Origin of the sequence: Enterobacter cloacae complex sp. IR5384, from assembly GCF_049237265.1 — a bacterium.
GTDB lineage: Bacteria > Pseudomonadota > Gammaproteobacteria > Enterobacterales > Enterobacteriaceae > Enterobacter > Enterobacter cloacae.
Genome location: NZ_JBMKHJ010000022.1, coordinates 1 through 22104 on the forward strand (window position 1 = coordinate 1; position 22104 = coordinate 22104).

General features: G+C 54.0%; 23 protein-coding genes. 8 read left to right on the plus strand and 15 right to left on the minus strand.

Annotation, left to right across the window (positions count from 1 at the left end; all coding sequences use genetic code 11):
• Positions 1-175: 175 nt before the first annotated feature.
• Positions 176-742, minus strand: a complete 567-nt coding sequence (gene gmhB, locus ACOTX3_RS16890; RefSeq protein ID WP_020688563.1) for a D-glycero-beta-D-manno-heptose 1,7-bisphosphate 7-phosphatase — start codon at positions 740-742, stop codon at positions 176-178.
• 188 nt (positions 743-930) lie between these two features.
• On the opposite strand from gmhB, the gene metN reads away from it, so the two are divergent.
• The 6 genes from metN (at position 931) to proS (ending at position 6511) form a co-directional block, all read left to right on the plus strand.
• Positions 931-1962, plus strand: coding sequence for a methionine ABC transporter ATP-binding protein MetN (gene metN / locus ACOTX3_RS16895; protein ID WP_023621751.1), 1032 nt, complete (start codon positions 931-933; stop codon positions 1960-1962).
• Positions 1955-2608, plus strand: coding sequence for a methionine ABC transporter permease MetI (locus tag ACOTX3_RS16900; RefSeq protein ID WP_003856130.1), 654 nt, complete (start codon positions 1955-1957; stop codon positions 2606-2608). Before metN ends, ACOTX3_RS16900 begins: the two co-directional genes overlap by 8 nt.
• A gap of 41 nt (positions 2609-2649) precedes the next feature.
• Positions 2650-3465, plus strand: coding sequence for a methionine ABC transporter substrate-binding lipoprotein MetQ (gene metQ / locus ACOTX3_RS16905; RefSeq protein WP_013095678.1), 816 nt, complete (start codon positions 2650-2652; stop codon positions 3463-3465).
• Positions 3466-3571: 106 nt separating this feature from the next.
• Positions 3572-3976 (plus strand): Rcs stress response system protein RcsF, encoded by a 405-nt coding sequence (gene rcsF / locus ACOTX3_RS16910; RefSeq protein ID WP_014830728.1) that lies wholly within the window; start codon positions 3572-3574, stop codon positions 3974-3976.
• Positions 3973-4680, plus strand: coding sequence for a tRNA (N6-threonylcarbamoyladenosine(37)-N6)-methyltransferase TrmO (gene tsaA / locus ACOTX3_RS16915; protein WP_020688560.1), 708 nt, complete (start codon positions 3973-3975; stop codon positions 4678-4680). The genes rcsF and tsaA overlap by 4 nt, the downstream gene beginning before the upstream one ends.
• A gap of 112 nt (positions 4681-4792) precedes the next feature.
• On the plus strand, positions 4793-6511 hold the full coding sequence (gene proS, locus ACOTX3_RS16920) for a proline--tRNA ligase (RefSeq protein ID WP_058679219.1): 1719 nt from the start codon (positions 4793-4795) through the stop codon (positions 6509-6511).
• A 48-nt stretch (positions 6512-6559) separates the two neighbouring features.
• On the opposite strand, the gene nlpE is transcribed toward proS, so the two are convergent.
• From nlpE to ACOTX3_RS16935, 3 genes are read right to left on the minus strand one after another with little or no spacing between them, the layout of a single operon-like run.
• A complete protein-coding gene (gene nlpE, locus ACOTX3_RS16925; RefSeq protein ID WP_058679218.1) occupies positions 6560-7258 on the minus strand; it encodes an envelope stress response activation lipoprotein NlpE in 699 nt (232 codons plus the stop codon).
• Between the two features lie 33 nt (positions 7259-7291).
• Positions 7292-7714, minus strand: a complete 423-nt coding sequence (arfB, locus tag ACOTX3_RS16930) for an alternative ribosome rescue aminoacyl-tRNA hydrolase ArfB (protein WP_020688557.1) — start codon at positions 7712-7714, stop codon at positions 7292-7294.
• Entirely contained in the window at positions 7711-8256 is a 546-nt protein-coding gene (locus ACOTX3_RS16935) for a YaeQ family protein (RefSeq protein ID WP_058679217.1), read from the minus strand. Before ACOTX3_RS16935 ends, arfB begins: the two co-directional genes overlap by 4 nt.
• Positions 8257-8452: 196 nt before the next feature.
• Here ACOTX3_RS16935 and ACOTX3_RS16940 point away from each other — a divergent pair, with 196 nt between their 5' ends.
• Positions 8453-8653: a YaeP family protein gene (locus ACOTX3_RS16940; RefSeq protein ID WP_008501889.1), complete on the plus strand. Its 201-nt coding sequence runs from the start codon at positions 8453-8455 to the stop codon at positions 8651-8653.
• A complete protein-coding gene (gene rof, locus ACOTX3_RS16945) occupies positions 8640-8900 on the plus strand; it encodes a Rho-binding antiterminator (protein ID WP_014830722.1) in 261 nt (86 codons plus the stop codon). Before ACOTX3_RS16940 ends, rof begins: the two co-directional genes overlap by 14 nt.
• A gap of 28 nt (positions 8901-8928) precedes the next feature.
• Here rof and tilS read toward each other — a convergent pair whose 3' ends face one another.
• The 11 genes from tilS to skp form a co-directional block, all read right to left on the minus strand.
• Positions 8929-10215, minus strand: a complete 1287-nt coding sequence (gene tilS / locus ACOTX3_RS16950; protein WP_058679216.1) for a tRNA lysidine(34) synthetase TilS — start codon at positions 10213-10215, stop codon at positions 8929-8931.
• Positions 10216-10273: 58 nt separating this feature from the next.
• Positions 10274-10663, minus strand: coding sequence for a VOC family protein (locus ACOTX3_RS16955; protein ID WP_013095668.1), 390 nt, complete (start codon positions 10661-10663; stop codon positions 10274-10276).
• 65 nt (positions 10664-10728) lie between these two features.
• Positions 10729-12861 (minus strand): lysine decarboxylase LdcC, encoded by a 2133-nt coding sequence (locus ACOTX3_RS16960; protein ID WP_029883819.1) that lies wholly within the window; start codon positions 12859-12861, stop codon positions 10729-10731.
• Between the two features lie 100 nt (positions 12862-12961).
• Positions 12962-13921 carry an acetyl-CoA carboxylase carboxyl transferase subunit alpha gene (accA, locus tag ACOTX3_RS16965; RefSeq protein ID WP_013095666.1) on the minus strand — a complete coding sequence of 320 codons (960 nt, stop codon included), beginning with the start codon at positions 13919-13921 and terminating at the stop codon, positions 12962-12964.
• A gap of 12 nt (positions 13922-13933) precedes the next feature.
• A complete protein-coding gene (dnaE, locus tag ACOTX3_RS16970) occupies positions 13934-17416 on the minus strand; it encodes a DNA polymerase III subunit alpha (protein WP_013095665.1) in 3483 nt (1160 codons plus the stop codon).
• Between the two features lie 38 nt (positions 17417-17454).
• Positions 17455-18051 carry a ribonuclease HII gene (gene rnhB, locus ACOTX3_RS16975; RefSeq protein ID WP_013095664.1) on the minus strand — a complete coding sequence of 199 codons (597 nt, stop codon included), beginning with the start codon at positions 18049-18051 and terminating at the stop codon, positions 17455-17457.
• A complete protein-coding gene (gene lpxB / locus ACOTX3_RS16980; protein ID WP_013095663.1) occupies positions 18048-19196 on the minus strand; it encodes a lipid-A-disaccharide synthase in 1149 nt (382 codons plus the stop codon). The genes rnhB and lpxB overlap by 4 nt, the downstream gene beginning before the upstream one ends.
• Complete coding sequence (lpxA, locus tag ACOTX3_RS16985) at positions 19196-19984, minus strand: acyl-ACP--UDP-N-acetylglucosamine O-acyltransferase (protein ID WP_013095662.1); 789 nt, start codon at positions 19982-19984, stop codon at positions 19196-19198. Before lpxA ends, lpxB begins: the two co-directional genes overlap by 1 nt.
• Positions 19985-19987: 3 nt before the next feature.
• A complete protein-coding gene (gene fabZ, locus ACOTX3_RS16990; protein ID WP_010426706.1) occupies positions 19988-20443 on the minus strand; it encodes a 3-hydroxyacyl-ACP dehydratase FabZ in 456 nt (151 codons plus the stop codon).
• A 104-nt stretch (positions 20444-20547) separates the two neighbouring features.
• Positions 20548-21573 carry a UDP-3-O-(3-hydroxymyristoyl)glucosamine N-acyltransferase gene (lpxD, locus tag ACOTX3_RS16995; protein WP_013095661.1) on the minus strand — a complete coding sequence of 342 codons (1026 nt, stop codon included), beginning with the start codon at positions 21571-21573 and terminating at the stop codon, positions 20548-20550.
• A 3-nt stretch (positions 21574-21576) separates the two neighbouring features.
• A complete protein-coding gene (skp, locus tag ACOTX3_RS17000) occupies positions 21577-22071 on the minus strand; it encodes a molecular chaperone Skp (protein WP_013095660.1) in 495 nt (164 codons plus the stop codon).
• Positions 22072-22104 lie beyond the last annotated feature (33 nt).

The window sequence follows — 22104 nt, forward strand, 5'->3', positions numbered from 1 at the left end:
TCCTCTTTCAGAGTCAACCCTGAATTTCAGGATTTTTTCTCTTCAACCGACCGGGCTGTTTGTGAAGTGATTCACATCCGCCGTGTCGATGGAGGCGCATTATAGGGGGCCTCCGGGGAATGACAAGCGGAAATATGCATTTTTATTTCAACCGCTCATCTTTTCGCCAAAAAGCCTATTTTTGGTGCTTTTTGATCGCTTCAGGCAGCTCGGCCAGGCTATTAATCACCCAATCCGCTGCAGTCTCTGCTTCTGGCGTCACGGGTTTGCCGGTGCGAACTAATACTTTGGTACCCACACCCGCCGCGGTTGCCGCCTGCATATCTTCCATTTTATCGCCCACCATATAAGAAGCGGCCATATCAATATGCAGAAATTCCTGCGCCGAGATAAACATCCCCGGGTGCGGCTTACGACAATCACAGGTCTGGCGATACTCTTCTACCGTTCCCTGCGGGTGATGAGGACAATAATAGATGCCATCAAGATCAACACCGCGGTCGGCAAGAGACCAGTCCATCCATTCCGTCAGCGTTTCGAATTGCGCTTCGGTAAATTTGCCACGCGCGATACCAGACTGGTTGGTGACAACCACCAGCGCATAGCCCATCTCTTTTAGCTGGCGCATGGCATCGATAACGCCTTCGATAAATTCGAACTCGTCAATCTCGTGAACATAACCGTGATCCACATTAATAGTGCCATCACGATCGAGAAAAATTGCGGGTACTGATTTTGCCACCGGTTTGCTCCTGAAAAAGGCGTGTTCAGCTAGTATCTCATGAATCGCAGCGCAATAAAGTGCTCATCGCACAGAGTTGGATTGATTTAGACGTCTGGATGCCTTAACATCCGTTTTGTTTACGGGCATCACCCGTATCTGGCAGACGAAAATGCCACGGCTAACTTACATACGATAAAAATAATCTAATGATTAAACTTTCCAATATCACCAAAGTGTTCCAGCAGGGGAACCGAACCATTCAGGCGCTGAACAATGTCAGCCTGCATGTTCCTGCTGGTCAGATTTATGGCGTCATTGGCGCATCGGGTGCAGGTAAAAGTACACTGATCCGTTGTGTTAACCTGCTTGAGCGCCCAACCCAGGGCAGCGTAGAAGTTGGCGGACAAGAACTGACCGCGCTCTCAGAAAAAGAACTGACCAAAGCGCGTCGCCAGATTGGCATGATCTTCCAGCACTTTAACCTGCTGGCGTCACGCACGGTGTTCGGCAACGTCGCCTTACCGCTGGAGCTCGACAACACGCCTAAAGATGAGGTTAAGCGTCGCGTAACTGAGCTGCTGGATCTCGTGGGTCTGGGTGATAAACATGATAGCTACCCGGCCAATCTGTCTGGCGGACAAAAACAGCGTGTAGCCATTGCCCGTGCGCTGGCAAGCAATCCCAAAGTGCTGCTGTGCGATGAAGCCACCAGCGCATTAGACCCGGCCACCACCCGTTCTATTCTGGAACTGCTGAAAGACATTAACCGTCGTCTCGGCCTGACGATCCTCCTTATTACCCACGAGATGGATGTCGTAAAACGCATCTGTGACTGTGTTGCCGTGATCAGCAACGGTGAACTGATTGAGCAGGACACGGTAAGTGAAGTGTTTTCACATCCTAAGACCCCGCTGGCGCAGCAATTTATTCAGTCCACACTGCATCTGGATATTCCGGAAGATTATCTGGAACGTTTGAAAACCGAACCCACGACGGACAGCGTCCCGATGCTGCGAATGGAGTTCACCGGTCAGTCCGTTGATGCCCCGCTGCTTTCCGAAACCGCGCGCCGCTTCAATGTGAACAACAACATCATCAGCGCGCAGATGGATTACGCCGGTGGCGTGAAGTTCGGCATCATGCTGACGGAAATGCACGGCACACAAGAAGAAACCCAGGCGGCAATTGCCTGGCTGCAAGAACATCACGTAAAAATAGAGGTACTGGGTTATGTCTGAGCCGATGATGTGGCTGCTGGTTCGCGGCGTTTGGGAAACGCTGGCAATGACCTTTGTATCCGGTTTCTTTGGTTTTGTGATTGGCCTGCCGGTCGGCGTACTGCTGTACGTGACGCGTCCGGGTCAAATCATTGAGAACGCGAAGCTGTACCGTACGCTCTCTGCGCTGGTGAATATCTTCCGTTCTATCCCGTTTATTATTCTGCTGGTATGGATGATTCCATTCACCCGCGTGATTGTCGGCACCTCTATTGGTCTGCAGGCGGCCATTGTTCCCCTGACGGTCGGCGCCGCGCCGTTTATCGCGCGTATGGTGGAAAACGCCCTGCTTGAAATTCCAACCGGGTTGATCGAAGCTTCCCGCGCAATGGGCGCCACGCCGATGCAGATCGTGCGCAAGGTTCTGCTGCCGGAAGCACTGCCAGGCCTGGTGAATGCGGCAACTATTACGCTTATCACCCTGGTCGGTTATTCCGCGATGGGCGGTGCCGTTGGCGCTGGCGGTTTAGGCCAAATTGGTTACCAGTACGGCTATATTGGTTATAACGCTACCGTAATGAATACCGTTCTGGTATTGCTGGTTGTACTGGTTTATCTCATCCAGTTCTCTGGCGATCGCATCGTCCGGGCTGTTACGCACAAATAACGTTACACACAACACAAACTCGACGAGTTAAGGATAAAAACATGGCGTTTAAATTAAAGACCTTTGCTGCAGCAGGCGCGCTGATCGGCTCTCTGGCACTGGTGGGTTGTGGTCAGGACGAAAAAGATCCAAACCACATTAAAGTGGGCGTTATCGTGGGTGCAGAACAACAGGTTGCTGAAACCGCTCAGAAAGTGGCAAAAGAGAAGTATGGCCTTGATGTTGAGCTGGTGACCTTCAACGATTACGTTCTGCCGAACGAAGCGCTGAGCAAAGGCGATATTGACGCCAACGCCTTCCAGCACAAACCGTACCTGGATCAGCAGATTAAGGATCGCGGCTACAAACTGGTTGCGGTGGGTAACACCTTCGTTTACCCAATCGCGGGCTACTCCAAGAAGATTAAATCGCTGGACGAACTGCAGCCAGGCTCTCAGGTTGCTGTGCCAAACGATCCAACTAACCTGGGCCGCTCCCTGCTGCTGCTGCAGAAAGTGGGCCTGATTAAACTGAAAGACGGCGTTGGCCTGCTGCCGACCGTTCTCGACGTGACCGAGAACCCGAAAAATCTGAAAATTGTTGAGCTGGAAGCGCCACAGCTGCCACGCTCTCTGGACGATGCGCAGATCGCCCTGGCTGTTATCAACACTACCTACGCCAGCCAGATTGGCCTGACCCCGGCAAAAGACGGCATCTTTGTTGAAGACAAAGATTCCCCGTACGTTAACCTGATCGTGACCCGTGAAGACAACAAAGACGCGGAAAACGTGAAGAAATTCGTTCAGGCTTATCAGTCTGAAGAAGTTTACCAGGAAGCCAACAAAGTGTTTAACGGCGGCGCGGTTAAAGGCTGGTAATCTGACCTCAGTGTAATATCATCAAGACGGGCTTCTGCCCGTCTTGTCATTTGTGCAGTCAACTGATTCAATATCTGACGTTTTGATTATCCACTGAGGAATTATTATGCGTGCTTTACCGATCTGTCTTTTAGCACTGATGCTGAGCGGCTGTTCTATGCTAAGCAGATCTCCAGTTGAACCCGTTCAAAGCACTGCAACCCCGCCAAAAGCAGAGCCCGTTAAACCTAAAGCGCCTCGCCCTGCGCCGGTACGTATCATTACCAAAGCCGACGAACTTGTGGGCAAGCCTTTCCGTGAGCTCGGTGAGGTGAGCGGTGAATCCTGTCAGGCTACCAATCAGGACTCCCCACCCAACATTCCGACAGCCCGTAAACGTATGCAGATCAACGCGGCCAAAATGAAAGCTAACGCGGTACTGTTGCACAGCTGTGAAGTCACCAGCGGGACACCTGGCTGCTATCGTCAGGCGGTGTGTATTGGTTCGGCGCTGACCATTTCGGCGAAATGAGTGCCTTTCATTTCGAACAGATAGGCGTTATCCGCTCTCCTTACAAAGAGAAGTTTGCCGTGCCACGCCAGCCGGGTCTAGTCACCAGCGGCAGCGGTGAACTTCACTTGATTGCGCCCTATAATCAGGCCGATGCGGTGCGCGGGCTTGAGGCGTTCAGCCATTTATGGGTTGTTTTTGTGTTTCACCAGACGATGGACGGTGGCTGGCGTCCTACGGTGCGCCCTCCTCGTCTGGGCGGAAATGCCCGGATGGGGGTATTCGCGACCCGCTCAACCTTTCGTCCAAACCCGATCGGCATGTCGCTGGTTGAACTGAAAGGAATACGCTGTCAGAAAGATCAGGTGATACTGGAGTTAGGCAGCCTTGACCTGGTTGATGGCACCCCGGTTATCGACATTAAACCCTATCTGCCTTTTGCCGAAGCGTTGCCGGACGCCAGGGCCAGCTACGCCCAGCAAGCACCGCAGGCGGATATGCCTGTTCACTTTACGCCAGAACTGCTTACGCAAATTGGCCAACTGGAAAAGCGCTATCCCCGTTTGCGGGACTTTATCGTAGACGTTCTGGCGCAGGATCCGCGTCCAGCCTACCGTAAAGAAGAGGAAGCCGGGAAAACCTACGCCGTCTGGCTGCTGGATTTTAATGTCCGCTGGCGCGTGACAGAGACCGGTTTTGAAGTGTTTGCCCTGGAACCCAGGTAATTTTCTTCTCCTCTCTTTTGGCATCTTTGCCACACTGGTAAACTAAACCACTTTTTTTGTGTCAGGCTGGCGTTTCAGCCTGTTCCAATCGTCGAAATGGAACCGTAACAACATGCGTACTAGCCAATATCTGCTCTCCACACTGAAGGAGACACCTGCCGACGCCGAAGTCATCAGCCACCAGCTGATGCTGCGCGCCGGGATGATCCGCAAGCTGGCCTCCGGGTTGTACACCTGGCTGCCGACCGGCGTGCGCGTCCTGAAAAAAGTCGAAAACATCGTGCGTGAAGAGATGAATAACGCCGGTGCTATCGAGGTGTCCATGCCCGTGGTTCAGCCCGCTGACCTGTGGCAGGAGAGCGGCCGTTGGGAGCAATATGGCCCTGAACTGCTGCGCTTCGTTGACCGTGGCGAGCGTCCGTTCGTCCTCGGCCCGACGCATGAAGAAGTGATCACCGATCTGATTCGCAATGAGCTGAGCTCTTACAAACAGCTGCCGCTGAACTTCTTCCAGATCCAGACCAAGTTCCGTGACGAAGTTCGCCCGCGTTTCGGCGTTATGCGTTCTCGCGAATTCCTGATGAAAGATGCTTACTCTTTCCATACTTCTCAGGAATCTCTGCAAGAGACCTACGACAAAATGTACGAGGCTTACAGCAAAATCTTCTCCCGCATGGGTCTGGATTTCCGTGCTGTGCAAGCCGATACCGGCTCTATCGGTGGTAGCGCGTCCCATGAGTTCCAGGTTCTGGCGCAGAGTGGTGAAGACGATGTGATCTTCTCTGACTCCTCTGACTACGCGGCAAACATTGAATTTGCTGAAGCACTGGCACCAAAAGAACCACGCGGCGCGGCAACCCAGGAAATGACGCTGGTTGACACGCCAAATGCCAAAACCATTGCCGAGCTGGTTGAGCAGTTTGCGCTGCCGATCGAAAAAACCGTTAAAACGCTGCTGGTGAAATCTACTGAAGGCAGTGCATATCCGCTGGTTGCCCTGCTGGTACGTGGTGATCACGAGCTGAACGAAGTGAAAGCTGAGAAGCTGCCACAGGTTGCCAGCCCACTGACCTTCGCAACGGAAGCAGAAATCCGCGCCGTCGTAAACGCAGGCCCAGGCTCTCTGGGTCCGGTGAATATGACTGTGCCTGTTGTGATTGACCGCACGGTTGCGGCGATGAGCGACTTCGCTGCAGGCGCTAACATTGATGGTAAACACTACTTTGGCATCAACTGGGATCGCGATGTGGCAACGCCAGAAGTGGCGGATATCCGCAACGTCGTTGCAGGCGATCCAAGCCCGGATGGCCAGGGCACCCTGATGATTAAACGCGGCATCGAAGTGGGCCATATCTTCCAGCTGGGCGATAAATATTCCCGTGCGCTGAACGCTGCCGTTCAGGGTGAAGATGGCCGTAACCAGATCCTGACCATGGGTTGCTACGGTATCGGGGTCACGCGCGTGGTGGCTGCGGCGATTGAGCAGAACTACGACGAGCGTGGCATTGTCTGGCCGGATAACATCGCGCCGTTCCAGGTGGCGATCCTGCCAATGAACATGCACAAGTCTTACCGTGTGCAGGAGCTGGCTGAGAAACTGTACGCAGAGCTGCGCGAGCAGGGTATCGAAGTGCTGATGGACGACCGTAAAGAACGTCCGGGCGTGATGTTTGCTGATATGGAACTGATTGGTATTCCTCATACCATCGTTATCGGTGACCGTAACCTCGACAGCGACGAGATTGAATATAAATACCGTCGTAGCGGCGAAAAACAGATGATCAAGACCGGTGATATCCTTGATTACCTGGTAAAAGCCATCAAAGGTTAAATAAAAAACCCCGCTCAGGCGGGGTTTTTTCATGGCGCAAAGCCAGCGTTATTTACTGTTACAGTCTTTGCCTGCCGCGAACTTCGCGTCTTTATCTGCCACAAGGGTTTTCACCAACTCGCCGCTATCCGGGTTTGGCTCCAGCGTAAAGTGACCGTCGACCGTCAATAATACCGGCTTACTGTCATTTCCGCGTGCGACCGCATAATCTCGTTCCAGCTGGGCATTGTTCGCCACGCTCACTTTCTTACCCGTTGCGCAATCTGTAAAGATGGCCGCATCAGCCATATAGAAATACATGCCCCGCATCGGCATCGGCGTGGCCGGCAGCGCCGCTTTCACCGGAGCCAGCGTGTAGTTGAACTGGGATTCAATCGGGTTGCCTTCACGGTCGAGCATCTCCATCCCCTCGCCTTTGGCGCGGAAATACGTTTTATCGCCGCTCGTATCGGTCAACACCAGCTTCTCGGCCGTGCGTGCCCATGTCCCGTAAGTCGCAAAAGAGGAGGGTTCTTTCGCGCCCTGATACCGCTGATTCATGACCCACGTACCGTCTTTTTGCAGGAACAGCGACGTCTCAATGCCTTCACAGTCGGCACAAGGCAGGACGCCGCGCCAGCTCTGCTGCATTGGCTTTAATTCTTCATTTTGAGTGGGCTGCAGGACCTGCGTTTCCGAACGGTTGTTACATCCGAAAAGCGCAAAGAGCGTACTCACTGCCAACGCTGACCATAATGCTTTTTTCACAATGAATTCCTTATGAAATAGTGTTCCTTTTCGTCAATCCAAAGGGCGACGAACTTTACCGCGTAGTGCTTTCACTGTGGATTTCTGAGCCTTTGACGACAACCGACGCTCTTTCGATGCGCGGGTTGGCCGCGTTGCCCGACGGCTTTTTTGCACCGCAGTTAATTCTTTTATCACCGCCACCAGTCTGGCAATTGCCGCTTCCCGGTTTAACTCCTGGCTACGGTACTCCTGCGCCTTGATCACAATGACACCGTCGCTGGTGATCAGATGATGGCTGGCAGCGAGCAGACTTTCCTTATAATACTCTGGCAGGCTTGAGGCCCGAATGTCAAAGCGCAAATGGATAGCGGTTGAAGCCTTGTTAACGTGCTGTCCCCCCGCCCCCTGCGCACGGATGGCGGTGATCTCCAGCTCATTGTCCGGGATGCTGACGTTTCGGGACAACACGATCATGAAGCAGGCTGCCACGCCGTCAGATGAATTTCCAGATTATTCTGAGAGTCAGAAAGCCAGATTGCGCCGTCCTGGATCGTCGCCTGCAGAGTCATCGTCCGGCAGGCAAATTCGCTCAGCTGCGCCAGTTGTTCATCATCCAGATACCAGACCGTAAGGTTTTTAAACTGACCGCTCTTGCTCTTGTTTTGCTGCCACCAGATTTCCGCAGCGCGTTGGTTGTACGCGAATAGCGCCACTTCCGCAGACTGGGTACACGCCTTTTTAAGGCGGCGCTCATCCGGCAGACCAAGTTCAATCCATAAATCGATACCCAGATGATCGTTACGCAGCCAGGCTTCCGGCTCGTCTTCTGCGCTTAAGCCACGGGTAAACTGCAGACGCTCGTCGGCATATTTAATCCACGCCAGCAGGCGCAGCATCATGCGCTCCTGGGTTTCAGAGGGGTGACGCGCCAGCGTCAGTGACGCATCCAGAAACTGGTTGCGGTCAAGGTCAGCCACATTGACCACCGCTTTATAAATTGTCGCTTTCAGCGCCATGGGAGAACTCCTTTCGAATCAGGCGCACATTGTAGCGAAAACAGCAGCAAAAGGCTGTTACGCCGTGATGAATACGGCGCCATCAAGGCTCTGATATTGCTTAAATGAGTATGGTATAGTCACCTTGCTAAACCGAGTTTATCTTCGTAGGCTTAATGATATCTCACAGTAAGTCAGTGCGCTGGCGGGAGGGGATGTGAATAATTATTGTGAGCTAATTCGCAAACGGTATGCGGAAATCGCCAGCGGAGATCTGGGATATGTCCCGGATGCGTTGGGCTGTGTATTGAAAGTGCTTAATGAAGTGGCCTCTGATGAGAGCCTTTCAGAATCGGTCAGGGAAAAAGCAGCGTATGCTGCGGCGAATTTACTGGTGAGCGATTATGTCGATGAATGATACTTATCAACCCATCAATTGTGATGACTATGACAACCTCGAACTCGCCTGCCAGCATCATTTAATACTGACGCTGGAGTTAAAAGATGGCGAAGTGTTGAAAGCGAAAGCCAGCGACCTGGTTTCACGTAAGAATGTGGAATATCTGATAGTGGAAGACGCCGGTGCGACGCGTGAGCTACGCCTGGACAAAATTGCCAGCTTCAGCCACCCGCAAATCGGCACCGTCGTGGTGAGCGAATCCTGATGACACTAACGGGCAGCCTGGCTGCCCGTTACGCTTTCCACTCCAGACCCACGCCCGATTCTGCCCAGCCCTCTTCTGTAATGAATACCCCTGCCGCAGCAATCAGCGTTTCACCGTAAAAAAGTAACGGCGTGGTATCGCGCAACCAGGGCGGCACATTGCACTCCTGCCAGATTTTTTTGAGCTTCCTTCCACCGTTACGTCCGACAATGTGCAGCATACCGCTGGCCTTAAAGCGCACGGTGACCGGTTCATCGGCTTTCGGTAAACGCACATGGCCTGGCGTCTCCAGAGACAAGCTTCCCATATCCCAGGGCAACAGCAGCGGTTTCACAGGCGATGGCCAGCCGAGCACCACATCTGCAAGCGAGGGGGTTGATTTCACCCACCACAGCTGGCCTTTATAGCGCCTGACGTCAAAACCGTTCAGGTGCACGCACGGCGTTGCATCCTCCCGCGCCTGGGCGACTTCGTCCCAGATACGTCCCAGCATGGCACGCGATGGCATCGTGGCACGGTGAGAGGCCAGCCAACGGCGCAGCAGCGCGGCCCGACGAACCGGACTCATCGCCTCCAGCGGTGCGATCGCCAACGCCCCGTTAACCGAAATCAGTTCAGCCAGTTCTTCACTCAGCAGTTCATCCAGCAGGCTCTCCTGTTCGGCACACAGCAGGGCGCTTCGTGCTGTTGCGTCTGCAAAGTGCGGCCAGCGTGCGGTCAGTAACGGCAAAACACGCAGACGCAGGAAATTACGATCGTAGCCATCGTCCTGATTGCTTTCATCTTCAATCCAGCTCAGCTGATATTGCTGCGCCCAGGCTTCCAGCGATGCGCGCGACTCGCCAAGCAGCGGACGCAATAATTGCGTCCCGGCAAAATCAGAGCGTTCAGGCATGGCGGAGAGCCCCGCCGGGCCACTTCCCCGTTTTAACGCCAGCAAAAAGGTTTCGCACTGGTCGTCAAGGTGCTGTGCCGTGACCAGCGCTTCACCGGGCTGTAATGCCGCGGTAAATGCGGCATAGCGCGCTTTACGCGCGTGCGCTTCAATACCGAGCCCCTCATCTCTGAGCACAACCCGTTTAATCTCAAGCGGGATCGCCCATGCGGAACACACCGCTTCACAGTGCGCAACCCAGGCGTCGGCGTGAGGACTCAGCCCATGATGGATATGCATCGCCCGGAGCTGAACGTCAGGTTGCTGATCGCGCCAGAGCTTGAGGCGATGGAGCAACACCGTGGAATCCAGGCCACCGCTAAATCCCACCAGCAGCTGGCGATACGGTGAAACGGCTTGCGCAATAGCGGGTAGGGTCATAGAGAATTACACATAAAAAATGCCCGAACAGAGCGGGCATTATCACACAGGATGGCGCTTACTGCTGGTAAAGCTCCAGCGGAAGACCGTCCGGATCGTTGAAAAAAGTAAAACGCTTGTCGGTAAACGGATCGACACGAATCGCTTCGCACTTCACGCCATGCTCTTCAAGATGTTTTACCGCACGGTCAAGATCATCCACGCTAAAAGCCAGATGGCGCAGGCCGCAGGCTTCCGGACGGGACGGACGCGCAGGCGGGAAAGGAAAAGAGAACAGTTCAATGACATACTGCCCGTTTAACGCCAGATCGCCTTTCCAGGAGTCGCGCTCCACACGATAGGCCTCACTTAACAGCGTAAAGCCCAGAATGTCGCAATAAAAGGCCTTACTTTTGGCGTAATCGGTGGCAATGATCGCAATATGATGAACCTGTTTTAAACCCAGCATAGCTTCTCCTTTTTATGATGCCTGAACGTTACAACCGAAAACCCGCACCTGGCAAGCAGCCACCTTTATTTTAGGACTCGCACCCAGTAAACCCCATTTTCATCACGTTTCGCACCGTGGATATCCGTCTCGAAGCCCGGGTAGTGACGCCCCACAGAACAGAGCATCAGCAGAAAATCGAGCACCGCACGGCTCTCTTCGGTGATCATCTCTCCCGGCATCAGCAGCGGTACGCCCGGCGGATAAGGCAGGATCATATTGGCCGAGACGCGTCCCACCAGATTTTCCAGCTCAACGGTTTCTACCTCCCCTTTCACCTGTCGCTGCCAGGCTTTGTGCGGCGTCAGTTTCATCTCAGGCAAGACGTCAAACGCCTGCAGCATCAGGCGCGGCAGATCGTGCTGGCGGATCAGTTTGTGGATCCCCTGGGCCAGATCCTGTATACGCATATTGCGATAAAAATCAGGATCCTCCGCATAGAGATCCGGCAGCATGTTCTTCACGCGCAGGTTCAGATCGTACGCACGCTTAAACTCCATCAGCCCACGTAGCAGACCCATCGCGCGGGTTTTATCAATCCCAATGCTGAACAGGAACAACAGGTTATACGGTCCGGTTTTCTCCACCACCACGCCGCGCTCATCAAGGAATTTCGCCACCAGCGCGGCCGGAATACCTTCGTCGCTCATGTTACCCTGTTCATCCATGCCCGGCGTCAGGATGGTCACTTTTACCGGGTCGAGGAACATGTGGTCGGCATCGGCATCACGGAAGCCGTGCCACTCTTCACCCGGCGCGACCGGCCAGCACTCCGCCTCGTCAATCTCTTCCGGCTGCCAGATATCAAAGAACCAGCCCTCAGCCTCATCTTTTAACCGCTGAACCTCTTTGCGGAAATGCAGCGCGCGCTCTACAGAACGATTAATAAGACGTTTACCCGGATTGCCGCGCAGCATCGCCGCAGCCGTTTCAATGGAGGCCACCAGCGGATAACTTGGTGAGGTGGTGGTGTGCATCATAAACGCTTCGTTAAACGTCTCTTCGTCGTACTCACCTTTGATATGGATAAGCGAGGCCTGGGAAAACGCAGCCAGCATTTTGTGCGTCGATTGCGTTTCGAAAAACACTTTGCCCGGCACACGTTCGCCACTCATTCCACTTTTACCCGCGTAGATGGGGTGAAAATTGGTATAAGGCACCCACGCGGAATCAAAGTGGATCGAGGGGACATCCAGCGTCTGTTTGATCCAGTTGGTGTTATACAGCAATCCGTCATAGGTGGAGTTGGTGATCACCGCGTGGATCGGCCAGCTTGCGCCGGGGATCGCCGCCACCTTATTTTCTATGGCTGAATGGGTGAATTCACGGCGCGGAATTCCCCCCAGGATCCCCAGCGCGTTACGCGTGGGTGACAGCCAGAGCGGTACGACATCGCTCATCATAAGCAGATGCGCCAGCGACTTATGGCAGTTACGGTCGATGAGTAACGTACTTCCGGCCGGGGCGGCATACATGCCGACGATTTTGTTTGACGTCGACGTACCGTTGGTCACCATATAGCTCTGCTCGGCCCCAAAGGTGCGGGCAATGTACTCTTCGGCTTCCAGATGTGGACCGGTGTGATCCAGCAATGAGCCAAGCTCGGTAACCGAAATCGACACATCCGCTTTCAGGGTGTTGCCGCCGAAGAAATCATAAAACAGACAGCCAACAGGGCTTTTTTGATAAGCCGTCCCCGCCATATGACCAGGCGTGCAAAAGGTGTACTTTCCTTCCTTCACATAGGTAAACAGCGCCCGGGTAAACGGTGGCGTGATGTTATCCAGATACTCGCCGGTATATTGCTGAATGCGGGCCGCAATATCTTCGGCCACGCCGAGTGAGTATTCGAAAAACCACAGCGCCATCCGCATATCCTGGGCACTGACGTCCATGGTCGAGTGGGTATTGATAAACGCATACAGCGGGAGATATTCATTCAGCTTGTTGATATCGCTGCACAGCTCCAGGTCGTACTCATCCCAGTCGAAGATCACGCCACAGATCCGCGGGTTGTGCTCAATGAACTTCAGCAGGTCAGCGCTGTTGTGCGGCCAGATCAGCTGATAGCCACGTGACTGCAGGGCCTGCTCCAGCTCCTTGATGGGCTCATCTTTATAAAAGACGCCGTGTGGCCCCATAATGGCAATAATATTCACGGGCTTCCTCCTTAAAAAACATTAGCTAAGCATAGCCAGGGTAAACCGCACGTATAAAAAAAGCCGCAACAGTGTGCGGCTTTTCAGATAATTGTGAAGCTTACGCGTAACCGTAGGTCATCAGACGCTGGTAACGACGATTGAGCAGGTCTTCTTTGCTCAGCACATCCAGGTCCGCCAAATCGGCCAGCAGTTGCGCTTTCAGGGAAGCGGCCATCACTTCCGGCTTACGATGCGCACCACCCAGAGGTTCAGGGATGACGGTATCGATCAGCTTCAGCTCTTTCAGGCGTGGGGCAATGATGCCCATCGCTTCTGCAGCCAGCGGCGCTTTATCGGCGCTCTTCCACAGGATAGAGGCACACCCTTCCGGAGAGATAACGGAATAGGTGCTGTACTGCAGCATATTCACTTTATCGCCCACGCCAATCGCCAGCGCACCACCGGAACCACCTTCACCGATGACGGTACAGATGACAGGCACCTTCAGGCGAGACATCTCACGCAGGTTACGTGCGATGGCTTCAGACTGACCGCGCTCTTCCGCGCCCACGCCAGGGTAAGCACCCGGGGTGTCGATAAAGGTGATGATGGGCATATTGAAACGCTCAGCCATCTCCATCAGACGCAGGGCTTTACGGTAGCCTTCTGGTGCCGGCATACCAAAGTTACGACGGATCTTCTCTTTGGTTTCACGGCCTTTCTGATGGCCAATGATCATCACCGGACGTCCATCCAGACGAGCGATACCGCCGACGATAGCTTTATCGTCAGCGTAAGCGCGGTCGCCTGCCAGTTCGTCAAATTCGTCAAACGCCAGGCGGACATAATCCAGGGTGTACGGACGCTGTGGGTGACGCGCCAACTGGGCGATCTGCCATGCGCCGAGATCGGCAAAGATTTTGCGCGTCAGTTCTACGCTTTTCTCGCGCAGACGATGCACTTCTTCGTCGATGTTAATATCCAGTTTTTCATCCTGACGGCTTACCGCTGTCAGAGAATCGATTTTCGCTTCCAGCTCAGCAATCGGCTGTTCGAAATCAAGGAAATTCAGACTCATAGTATTCCTGTATTAGTCAAACTCCAGTTCCACCTGCTCCGAACCAATGAGGCCACGGAGATCGTTCAGTAAACGATCGCTCGGAGAGACACGCCACGTTGCACCAAAGCGCAACCGCGCACGTGCATCCGCCCTCTGATAGTAGAGATGTACTGGAATTGTCCCCGAGCGGTGGGGTTCCAGAGACTGACGGAGTCGGTTTAAAAGCTGGTCATCAATTTGCCTGTCCGTCAGCGAGATAGCAAGCCCGCGAGCATATTTTTCCCGGGCTTCGTCAATGTCCATCACTTCGCGGGCGGTCATTTTAAGCCCCCCGCTGAAGTCATCAAAGCTGACCTGTCCGCTGACGATGAGTATGCGGTCTTTTTCCAGCAATTGCTGGTATTTATCCAGCGCGTCGGTGAATAACATCACCTCCAGACGCCCGGAACGGTCATCCAGGGTACAGATGCCGATACGATTGCCGCGCTTGGTGACCATAACCCTTGCAGCAATCACGAGCCCCGCAGCCGTGGTGATTTTACCACGTTCTGTCGGATGCATGTCTTTCAGCCTGTAGCCTCCGACATAGCGCTCAATTTCTTTGATGTACTGATTGATCGGGTGCCCCGTCAGGTACAAGCCTAACGTTTCACGCTCACCATCCAGCACCACCTGTTCTGGCCATGGCAGACAGCTGGCGTAAGACTGCTCGATCTGCTCTGGCTCTTCCGCCAGCACGCCGAACATGTCCGCCTGGCCAATGGCTTCCGCTTTTGCATGCTGATCCGCGGCTTTCAGCGCGTCGCCAAGCGAGTTCATCAGCGCGGCGCGGTGCGGCCCCAGCCTGTCGAACGCACCGGACATGATCAGTTTTTCCAGCACGCGGCGGTTCAGTTTTTTGGTATCGGTACGGGCGCACAGATCAAACAGCTCGCGGAAATAACCACCGTTATTACGCGCTTCGATGATTGCCTCGATCGGCCCTTCACCTACGCCTTTGATCGCGCCGATCCCGTACACGATCTCCCCGTCGTCGTTAACGTGGAAATGGTAAAGACCCGAGTTAATATCCGGCGGCAGGATCTTCAGTCCCATGCGCCAGCACTCATCCACCAGGCCAACCACCTTCTCGGTGTTGTCCATATCGGCGGTCATTACCGCCGCCATAAATTCAGCGGGATAGTGCGCCTTCAGCCACAGGGTTTGATACGACACCAAAGCATAGGCGGCAGAGTGCGATTTGTTAAATCCGTACCCGGCGAATTTCTCCACCAGGTCGAAGATTTTCATTGCCAGCTCGCCGTCAATGCCGTTTTTCTTCGCGCCATCTTCAAAAATAGAGCGCTGCTTGGCCATCTCCTCCGGCTTTTTCTTACCCATTGCACGACGCAGCATATCCGCGCCGCCGAGGGTATAGCCGGAGAGCACCTGAGCAATCTGCATGACCTGTTCCTGATACAGGATGATGCCGTAGGTTGGCTCCAGGACCGGCTTCAGGCTTTCGTGCTGCCACTGAACGTCCGGGTAGGAAATCTCTTCCCGACCATGCTTACGGTCGATAAAGTTATCTACCATCCCTGACTGCAGCGGTCCCGGACGGAACAGCGCCACCAGTGCGATCATATCTTCGAAGCAGTCAGGCTGCAGACGTTTAATCAGATCTTTCATGCCACGGGATTCAAGCTGGAAGACCGCGGTGGTCTCCGAGCGCTGCAGCATGTCGAAACTTTTCTTGTCATCCAGTGGGATGGCCGCGATATCCAGCGGCGGCTCGCCGTTCTTCTCGCGGCGGGCGTTGATCATCTCCAGCGCCCAGTTGATGATGGTAAGCGTACGCAGACCAAGGAAGTCGAACTTCACCAGCCCGGCGTATTCAACGTCGTTCTTATCAAACTGGGTAACCGGGTGCTGCCCCGCTTCGTCACAATAGAGCGGCGCAAAGTCGGTAATTTTGGTCGGGGCGATAACCACACCACCCGCGTGTTTACCGGCGTTACGCGTGACGCCTTCCAGCTTACGCGCCATGTCAATCAGCGCTTTGACTTCTTCGTCAGCTTCGTAGATTTCCGGCAGCTGCGGCTCGGCTTCAAACGCTTTTGCCAGCGTCATCCCCGGATCGGGCGGCACCAGCTTAGAGATGCGATCGACGAAGCCGTACGGATGCCCCAGCACGCGGCCCACGTCGCGGATAACCGCTTTCGCCGCCATCGTACCGAAGGTAATGATCTGCGAAACCGCGTCACGGCCATACATATCCGCCACGTGCTCAATAACCTGGTCACGTTTTTCCATACAGAAGTCGACGTCGAAGTCGGGCATGGAGACACGTTCCGGGTTAAGGAAACGTTCGAATAGCAGGTCAAATTCCAGCGGATCGAGGTCAGTGATCTTAAGCGCATAGGCCACCAGTGACCCGGCACCGGAACCACGTCCTGGACCAACCGGCACGCCGTTATCCTTCGACCACTGGATAAACTCCATTACGATCAGGAAGTAGCCCGGGAAGCCCATCTGGTTGATAACCTGAAGTTCGATATCCAGGCGCTCGTCATACTCCGGACGGCGTTTTTTACGCTCTTCTTCATCCGGGAAAAGGAATTCAAGACGTTCTTCCAGACCTTCTTTGGATTTCATGACCAGGAAGTCTTCCGTGGTCATTTCCCCGGTCGGGAACTGCGGCAGGAAATACTCACCCAAACGCACGGTAACGTTACAGCGCTTGGCGATTTCAACGCTGTTTTCCAGCGCTTCCGGGATGTCAGAGAAGAGTTCACACATCTCCTCTTCGCTGCGCATGTACTGCTGAGCAGAATAATTACGCGGGCGCTTGGGATCGTCGAGGGTGAAGCCATCATGGATCGCCACGCGAATCTCGTGAGCGTCGAAATCCCCGGCCTCAAGGAAGCGTACATCGTTGGTTGCCACCACGGGCAGCCCGCGCGCTTCCGCAAGCGCGACAGCGGCATGGAGATAACTCTCTTCATCCGGGCGACCGGTGCGGATCAGCTCCAGATAATAACGATCCGGGAAGTACTCTTCATAGAATGATACGCACTGATCCACCAGCGCACTATTGCCGCGCAGCAGGCATTTGCCCACATCACCCATGCGGCCGCCGGAGATCAGCAATAGCCCTTCGTTCAGCTCCGCCAGCCAGTCCCGGTCAATCCATGGCCCCAGGGCGCCGTAGCCTCGCTGGTAGGCTTTGGAGATAAGCAGGGTGAGATTCTGATAACCCGTGTTGTTCATCGCTAACACGGAAATTTGCGTCATTTCGTCGCCGAGCAGTTCGCTCTGCACATGAAAATCAGCTCCGACGATGGGTTTCATCCCCGCGCCATGCGCCGTTCCGTAGAACTTCACCAGACCACACAGGTTGGTAAAATCGGTGATCGCCAGCGCAGGCATACCCAGTGAGGCCGCCTTTTTTACCAGCGGCCCGGTTTTCGCCAGCCCATCGATCATGGAGTAGTCGCTATGCACCCGCAGGTGTACGAAACGTGGTTCAGCCATCTTCAGATTCCGCGTTACTTAATTGCTTGCGTATTGATTCAGGACACCAGTCCCAGCGCGCGTTTCACCGGGCCAAAACTGCGCCGGTGATGCTCGGTTGCGCCATGTTCAGCCAGCTTTTCCAGGTGGAAGGCTGTAGGATACCCTTTATGCTGAGCGAAGCCATACTGAGGGTAAGTGAGATCCAGCGCGGCCATTTCAGCATCGCGAGTCACTTTGGCAATAATAGAAGCCGCACTGATTTCCGCGACCCGGCTATCCCCTTTTACTACTGCCATGGAAGGCACTGGTAATGCAGGGCAACGGTTGCCGTCAATAAGAACATACTCCGGGGCAATTTTCAGCCCCGCCACCGCACGCTGCATCGCCAGCATTGTGGCATGCAGGATGTTTAGCTCGTCAATTTCATGCGGCTCAGCACGCCCAAGGCTCCAGGCTAATGCTTTTTCCTGAATCTCATCAAATAACGCCAGTCGGCGCTTTTCTGAAAGCTTTTTGGAGTCATTCAACCCGATAATCGGACGGGCAGGATCGAGGATCACCGCCGCGGTCACGACAGCGCCCACTAACGGGCCACGGCCCACTTCGTCCACACCCGCAACAAGGTGGGTGTGAGGATAAATAAATTCCATCATCTTGCTAACTCCAGCACCGCATCAGCCGCTTGCTCATCGGCATTACAGCGGATCTGCTGATGCAGTTCGCGGAACGTATCATGCATCTGGTGGCTGGTCTTGCCGTTGGCAAGCAGCGGTAGCAGCGCATCGGCCAGCGCCTGAGGCTGACATTCGTCCTGCAGAAGCTCTTTCACCAGTTCACGCCCGGCGAGCAGGTTTGGCAGCGAAACGTACTCCGTCTTCACCAGGCGTTTGGCCAGCCAGAAGGTGAACGGCTTCATGCGATAGCCTACCACCATCGGACATTTCGCCAGCATGCACTCCAGGGCTGCCGTACCGGAGGCCAGCAGCGCGGCGTCGCTCGCAACCATCGCCTCACGGCCTTTTCCATCCAGCAGATGGATGTGAAGATCCGGTGCAACCTCGGCTTTGATACGCTCAAACTGCTCCCGGCGCTTGGCGTTCACCAGCGGCACAACCACTTCGAGATCGGGATAGGTATCGCGCAGAATTTGCGCGGTTTTCAGGAAGTCCGCGCTAAGCATCTCTACTTCTGCGCCACGGCTACCCGGCAGAAGAGCCAGACAGTGCGCATCGTGAGGGATCCCCAGCACGTCACGCGCTGCGTTTTTATCCGGATCCAGCGGCATCGCATCCGCCATGGTATGCCCGATAAAACGGCACGGAACGTTAAATTTGTCGTAAAACGCTTTTTCGAAAGGCAGGAAAGCCAGCACCAGATTGGTTGACCGTCCGATTTTGAAAACGCGTTTCTGTCGCCACGCCCAGACGGACGGACTGACGTAGTGAATTGTTTTAATGCCCTGCTTTTTCAGATTCCCTTCGAGGGTAATGTTGAAGTCAGGCGCATCAATACCGACAAAGACATCGGGTTTGAGCTCGGTGAAGCGGCGGGTAAGATCGGCGCGGATATGCAGCAGACGACGCAGTCGCCCCAGCACCTCAACAATGCCCATCACGGCCAGCTCTTCCATTTCGTACCAGGCTTCGCAGCCTTCAGCCTGCATTAGCGGGCCTGCAACGCCAACAAAGCGAGCATCAGGTACGCGAGCCTTAAGCGCGCGGATAAGACCGGCACCAAGAATATCGCCGGAGGTTTCTCCGGCGACCAGGGCTATCGTAAGCGGACGACTGTCGACCATTAACGAATCAGACCCCTTGTGGAACGGTCAAAGAATTCCATGAACGCGTTCACTTCAGGGTGCTTTTCCGCCAGTTCGGCAATTTCCGGCTTCGCCTCTTCCAGCGTTTTGCCGCTACGGTACAGTAACTTATACGCGTTGCGGATAGCCGTAATCGCTTCGCGACTAAAGCCACGACGCTTGAGGCCTTCGATGTTCACGCCGAATGGCGTGGCATGGTTGCCCTGCGCAATTACATACGGTGGGACGTCCTGCGCCACACCGGAGCATCCGCCGACCATCACGTGTGCACCAATGATGCAGAACTGATGGACTGCGGTCATACCGCCAATAATTGCGAAATCATCAACCGATACGTGTCCTGCCAGCGTTGCGTTGTTGGCAAGAATACAGCGGTCACCTACGGTACAGTCGTGCGCGATGTGCGCATTAACCATAAACAGGTTATCGCTGCCCACCTTCGTCAACCCACCACCCTGTACTGTTCCACGATGAATGGTGACGCTTTCGCGGATACGGTTACGATCGCCAATTTCCAGACGGGTCGACTCACCAGCATATTTTAAATCCTGGTTAACTTCGCCGATGGAGGCGAACTGATAGATCTCATTGTTGCTGCCAATGGTCGTATGACCATTCACGACAACGTGAGATTTCAGTACTGTACCCTCACCAATTTCGACATGGGGACCAACAATACAGAACGGGCCAATGTGGACATTAGCACCAATAATGGCGCCGGTTTCCACAATAGCGGTAGGATGAATAAAGGCAGATTTATCAATCACGTATCAGGACTCCCGGCTACGAGCACACATCATCGTCGCTTCGCAAACAACTTTGCCGTCAACCAGCGCTACGCCTTTAAAGCGAGTCAGGCCACGACGCGTTTTTTCAAAAGTGACTTCCATGATCATCTGATCACCAGGCACGACAGGACGCTTGAAGCGCGCTTCATCGATACCCGCGAAGTAGTACAGTTCACCCGGCTCCAGTTTGCCTACGCTTTTAAACGCAAGAATACCGGTTGCTTGTGCCATCGCTTCCAGGATCAACACACCCGGGAAGATGGGTTTACCAGGGAAGTGCCCCTGGAAGAATGGCTCGTTAACGGAGACATTTTTCACTGCGCGCAGAAAACGACCTTCTTCAAAATCCAGCACACGGTCTACCAGCAAAAACGGGTAGCGGTGCGGCAGAAGTTCTAAAATCTCTTCAATATGCAGAGTATGAGTGTCGGTAGTCAAAATACTCTTCCTGTCAAAATGTACTGATTAGCAATAATAACACGGCCTGCCGGTTTAAAAGAAAGCCGACAGGCCGGGAAATTAAGCGTTAAAAAGATGAACGCTTAGTCTTGTTGATCGATCTTACGCTCAAGGGACTTGAGTCGCTTGCTCATATCATCAATATTCATCACCAGAGCTGCTGTTTTACGCCATACCTTGTTAGGTTGCAGTGGGATGCCGGAGGAATAGACGCCTGGCTCAGTGATAGGACGCATTACCATGCCCATTCCCGTCACGGTGACCTTGTCGCATATTTCCATATGACCATTGATCACGCTGGCACCGCCAATCATGCAGTAACGGCCAATTTTCAGGCTGCCTGCCATGATGACGCCACCTGCAACCGCGGTATTGTCGCCAATCACAACGTTATGCGCAATCTGGCACTGATTATCTATAATAACACCGTTGCCGATAATGGTGTCGTCAAGCGCACCACGGTCAATGGTGGTACAGGCTCCGATCTCAACGCGATCGCCAATGATAACGCGACCAAGTTGCGGGATCTTAACCCAATTACCACGATCGTTAGCGTAGCCAAAACCGTCAGAACCAATCACTGTGCTGGACTGAACGAGGCAATTTTCGCCGATTTCAACTTCGTGGTAGACGGACACATTGGCCCACAAACGTGTCCCGGCGCCGATTTTTGTGTTTTTCCCAACGAAGCAGCCCGGGCCGATGACGACGTTATCGCCCAGTACGACGCCAGACTCGATCACGGCATTTGCGCCGACTGCTACGTTGTTACCCAGCTGAGCCGTCGGATCGATTGCTGCACTGGCAGCAATGTTTTGCGCCGGCTGCGGCGTGGTATCAAGAATTTGTGCCATGCGAGCATACGTCAGGTAGGGATTTTTCACTACCAGTGCCGCACCAGTGGCAAACGGAAGATCGTCCTGCGTCAGAACAACAGCCGACGCCTGGCATTGAGCCAGATGTTCACGGTACTTAGGGCTTACCATGAAGGTAATATTGCCAGCTTTAGCAGATTGCATGGACGCAACAGCGGTGATGACGATATCGCCATCACCGTGTAATTCTGCATCCAACTGCTGAGCTAAATCAGCCAGTCGAATTGAAGGCATTACTTATTTAACCTGTTTCAGAACATCAGCGGTGATGTCTTTAACATCGCTGCTGTTGAAAGCAACGGCGTTCGCATCAACAACCAGATCGATGTTCTGATCGGCAGCAACTGCTTTAACAGCAGTCTGAATGCGAGTCACCAGCTTGCCACGCTCTTCGTTAGAACGACGCTGACGATCCTGCTCGAAAGCCTGTGCTTTCTGGGAGAACGTCTGGCGCTGAGCCATTACGTCTTTTTCCAGTTTGCTGCGCTCGCTTGATTTCATGGTAGAACCATCACGCTGCAGACGCTGCATTTTGGACTGAAGATCGTTTTCCATACCCTGCAGTTCGCTTGCACGGCCTTTGAATTCGTTTTCCAGAGTCGCAGAAACGCCAGTTTTCTGTGCAACCTGCTGGAACAAATTACCCATGTTGACGATTGCAATTTTGTCTGCTGCCTGAGCAGAAGTTGCCATCGCTAAACCGAGACCTGCAGCTAATAACCACTTTTTCACAATTAACTCCTTACCATCCCATTGGCACCAGAA

Bases quoted from the DNA above. Each gene is read 5' to 3' on its own strand.
- dnaE (WP_013095665.1), bottom strand. From the start codon at position 17,416: ATGGCTGAACCACGTTTCGTACACCTGCGGGTGCATAGCGACTACTCC.
- proS (WP_058679219.1), top strand. From the start codon at position 4,793: ATGCGTACTAGCCAATATCTGCTCTCCACACTGAAGGAGACACCTGCC.
- arfB (WP_020688557.1), bottom strand. From the start codon at position 7,714: ATGATCGTGTTGTCCCGAAACGTCAGCATCCCGGACAATGAGCTGGAG.
- tilS (WP_058679216.1), bottom strand. From the start codon at position 10,215: ATGACCCTACCCGCTATTGCGCAAGCCGTTTCACCGTATCGCCAGCTG.
- accA (WP_013095666.1), bottom strand. From the start codon at position 13,921: ATGAGTCTGAATTTCCTTGATTTCGAACAGCCGATTGCTGAGCTGGAA.
- metQ (WP_013095678.1), top strand. From the start codon at position 2,650: ATGGCGTTTAAATTAAAGACCTTTGCTGCAGCAGGCGCGCTGATCGGC.
- lpxB (WP_013095663.1), bottom strand. From the start codon at position 19,196: ATGGTCGACAGTCGTCCGCTTACGATAGCCCTGGTCGCCGGAGAAACC.
- rnhB (WP_013095664.1), bottom strand. From the start codon at position 18,051: ATGATGGAATTTATTTATCCTCACACCCACCTTGTTGCGGGTGTGGAC.
- ACOTX3_RS16955 (WP_013095668.1), bottom strand. From the start codon at position 10,663: ATGCTGGGTTTAAAACAGGTTCATCATATTGCGATCATTGCCACCGAT.
- ACOTX3_RS16935 (WP_058679217.1), bottom strand. From the start codon at position 8,256: ATGGCGCTGAAAGCGACAATTTATAAAGCGGTGGTCAATGTGGCTGAC.
- rcsF (WP_014830728.1), top strand. From the start codon at position 3,572: ATGCGTGCTTTACCGATCTGTCTTTTAGCACTGATGCTGAGCGGCTGT.
- ACOTX3_RS16900 (WP_003856130.1), top strand. From the start codon at position 1,955: ATGTCTGAGCCGATGATGTGGCTGCTGGTTCGCGGCGTTTGGGAAACG.
- tsaA (WP_020688560.1), top strand. From the start codon at position 3,973: ATGAGTGCCTTTCATTTCGAACAGATAGGCGTTATCCGCTCTCCTTAC.
- rof (WP_014830722.1), top strand. From the start codon at position 8,640: ATGTCGATGAATGATACTTATCAACCCATCAATTGTGATGACTATGAC.
- lpxD (WP_013095661.1), bottom strand. From the start codon at position 21,573: ATGCCTTCAATTCGACTGGCTGATTTAGCTCAGCAGTTGGATGCAGAA.
- metN (WP_023621751.1), top strand. From the start codon at position 931: ATGATTAAACTTTCCAATATCACCAAAGTGTTCCAGCAGGGGAACCGA.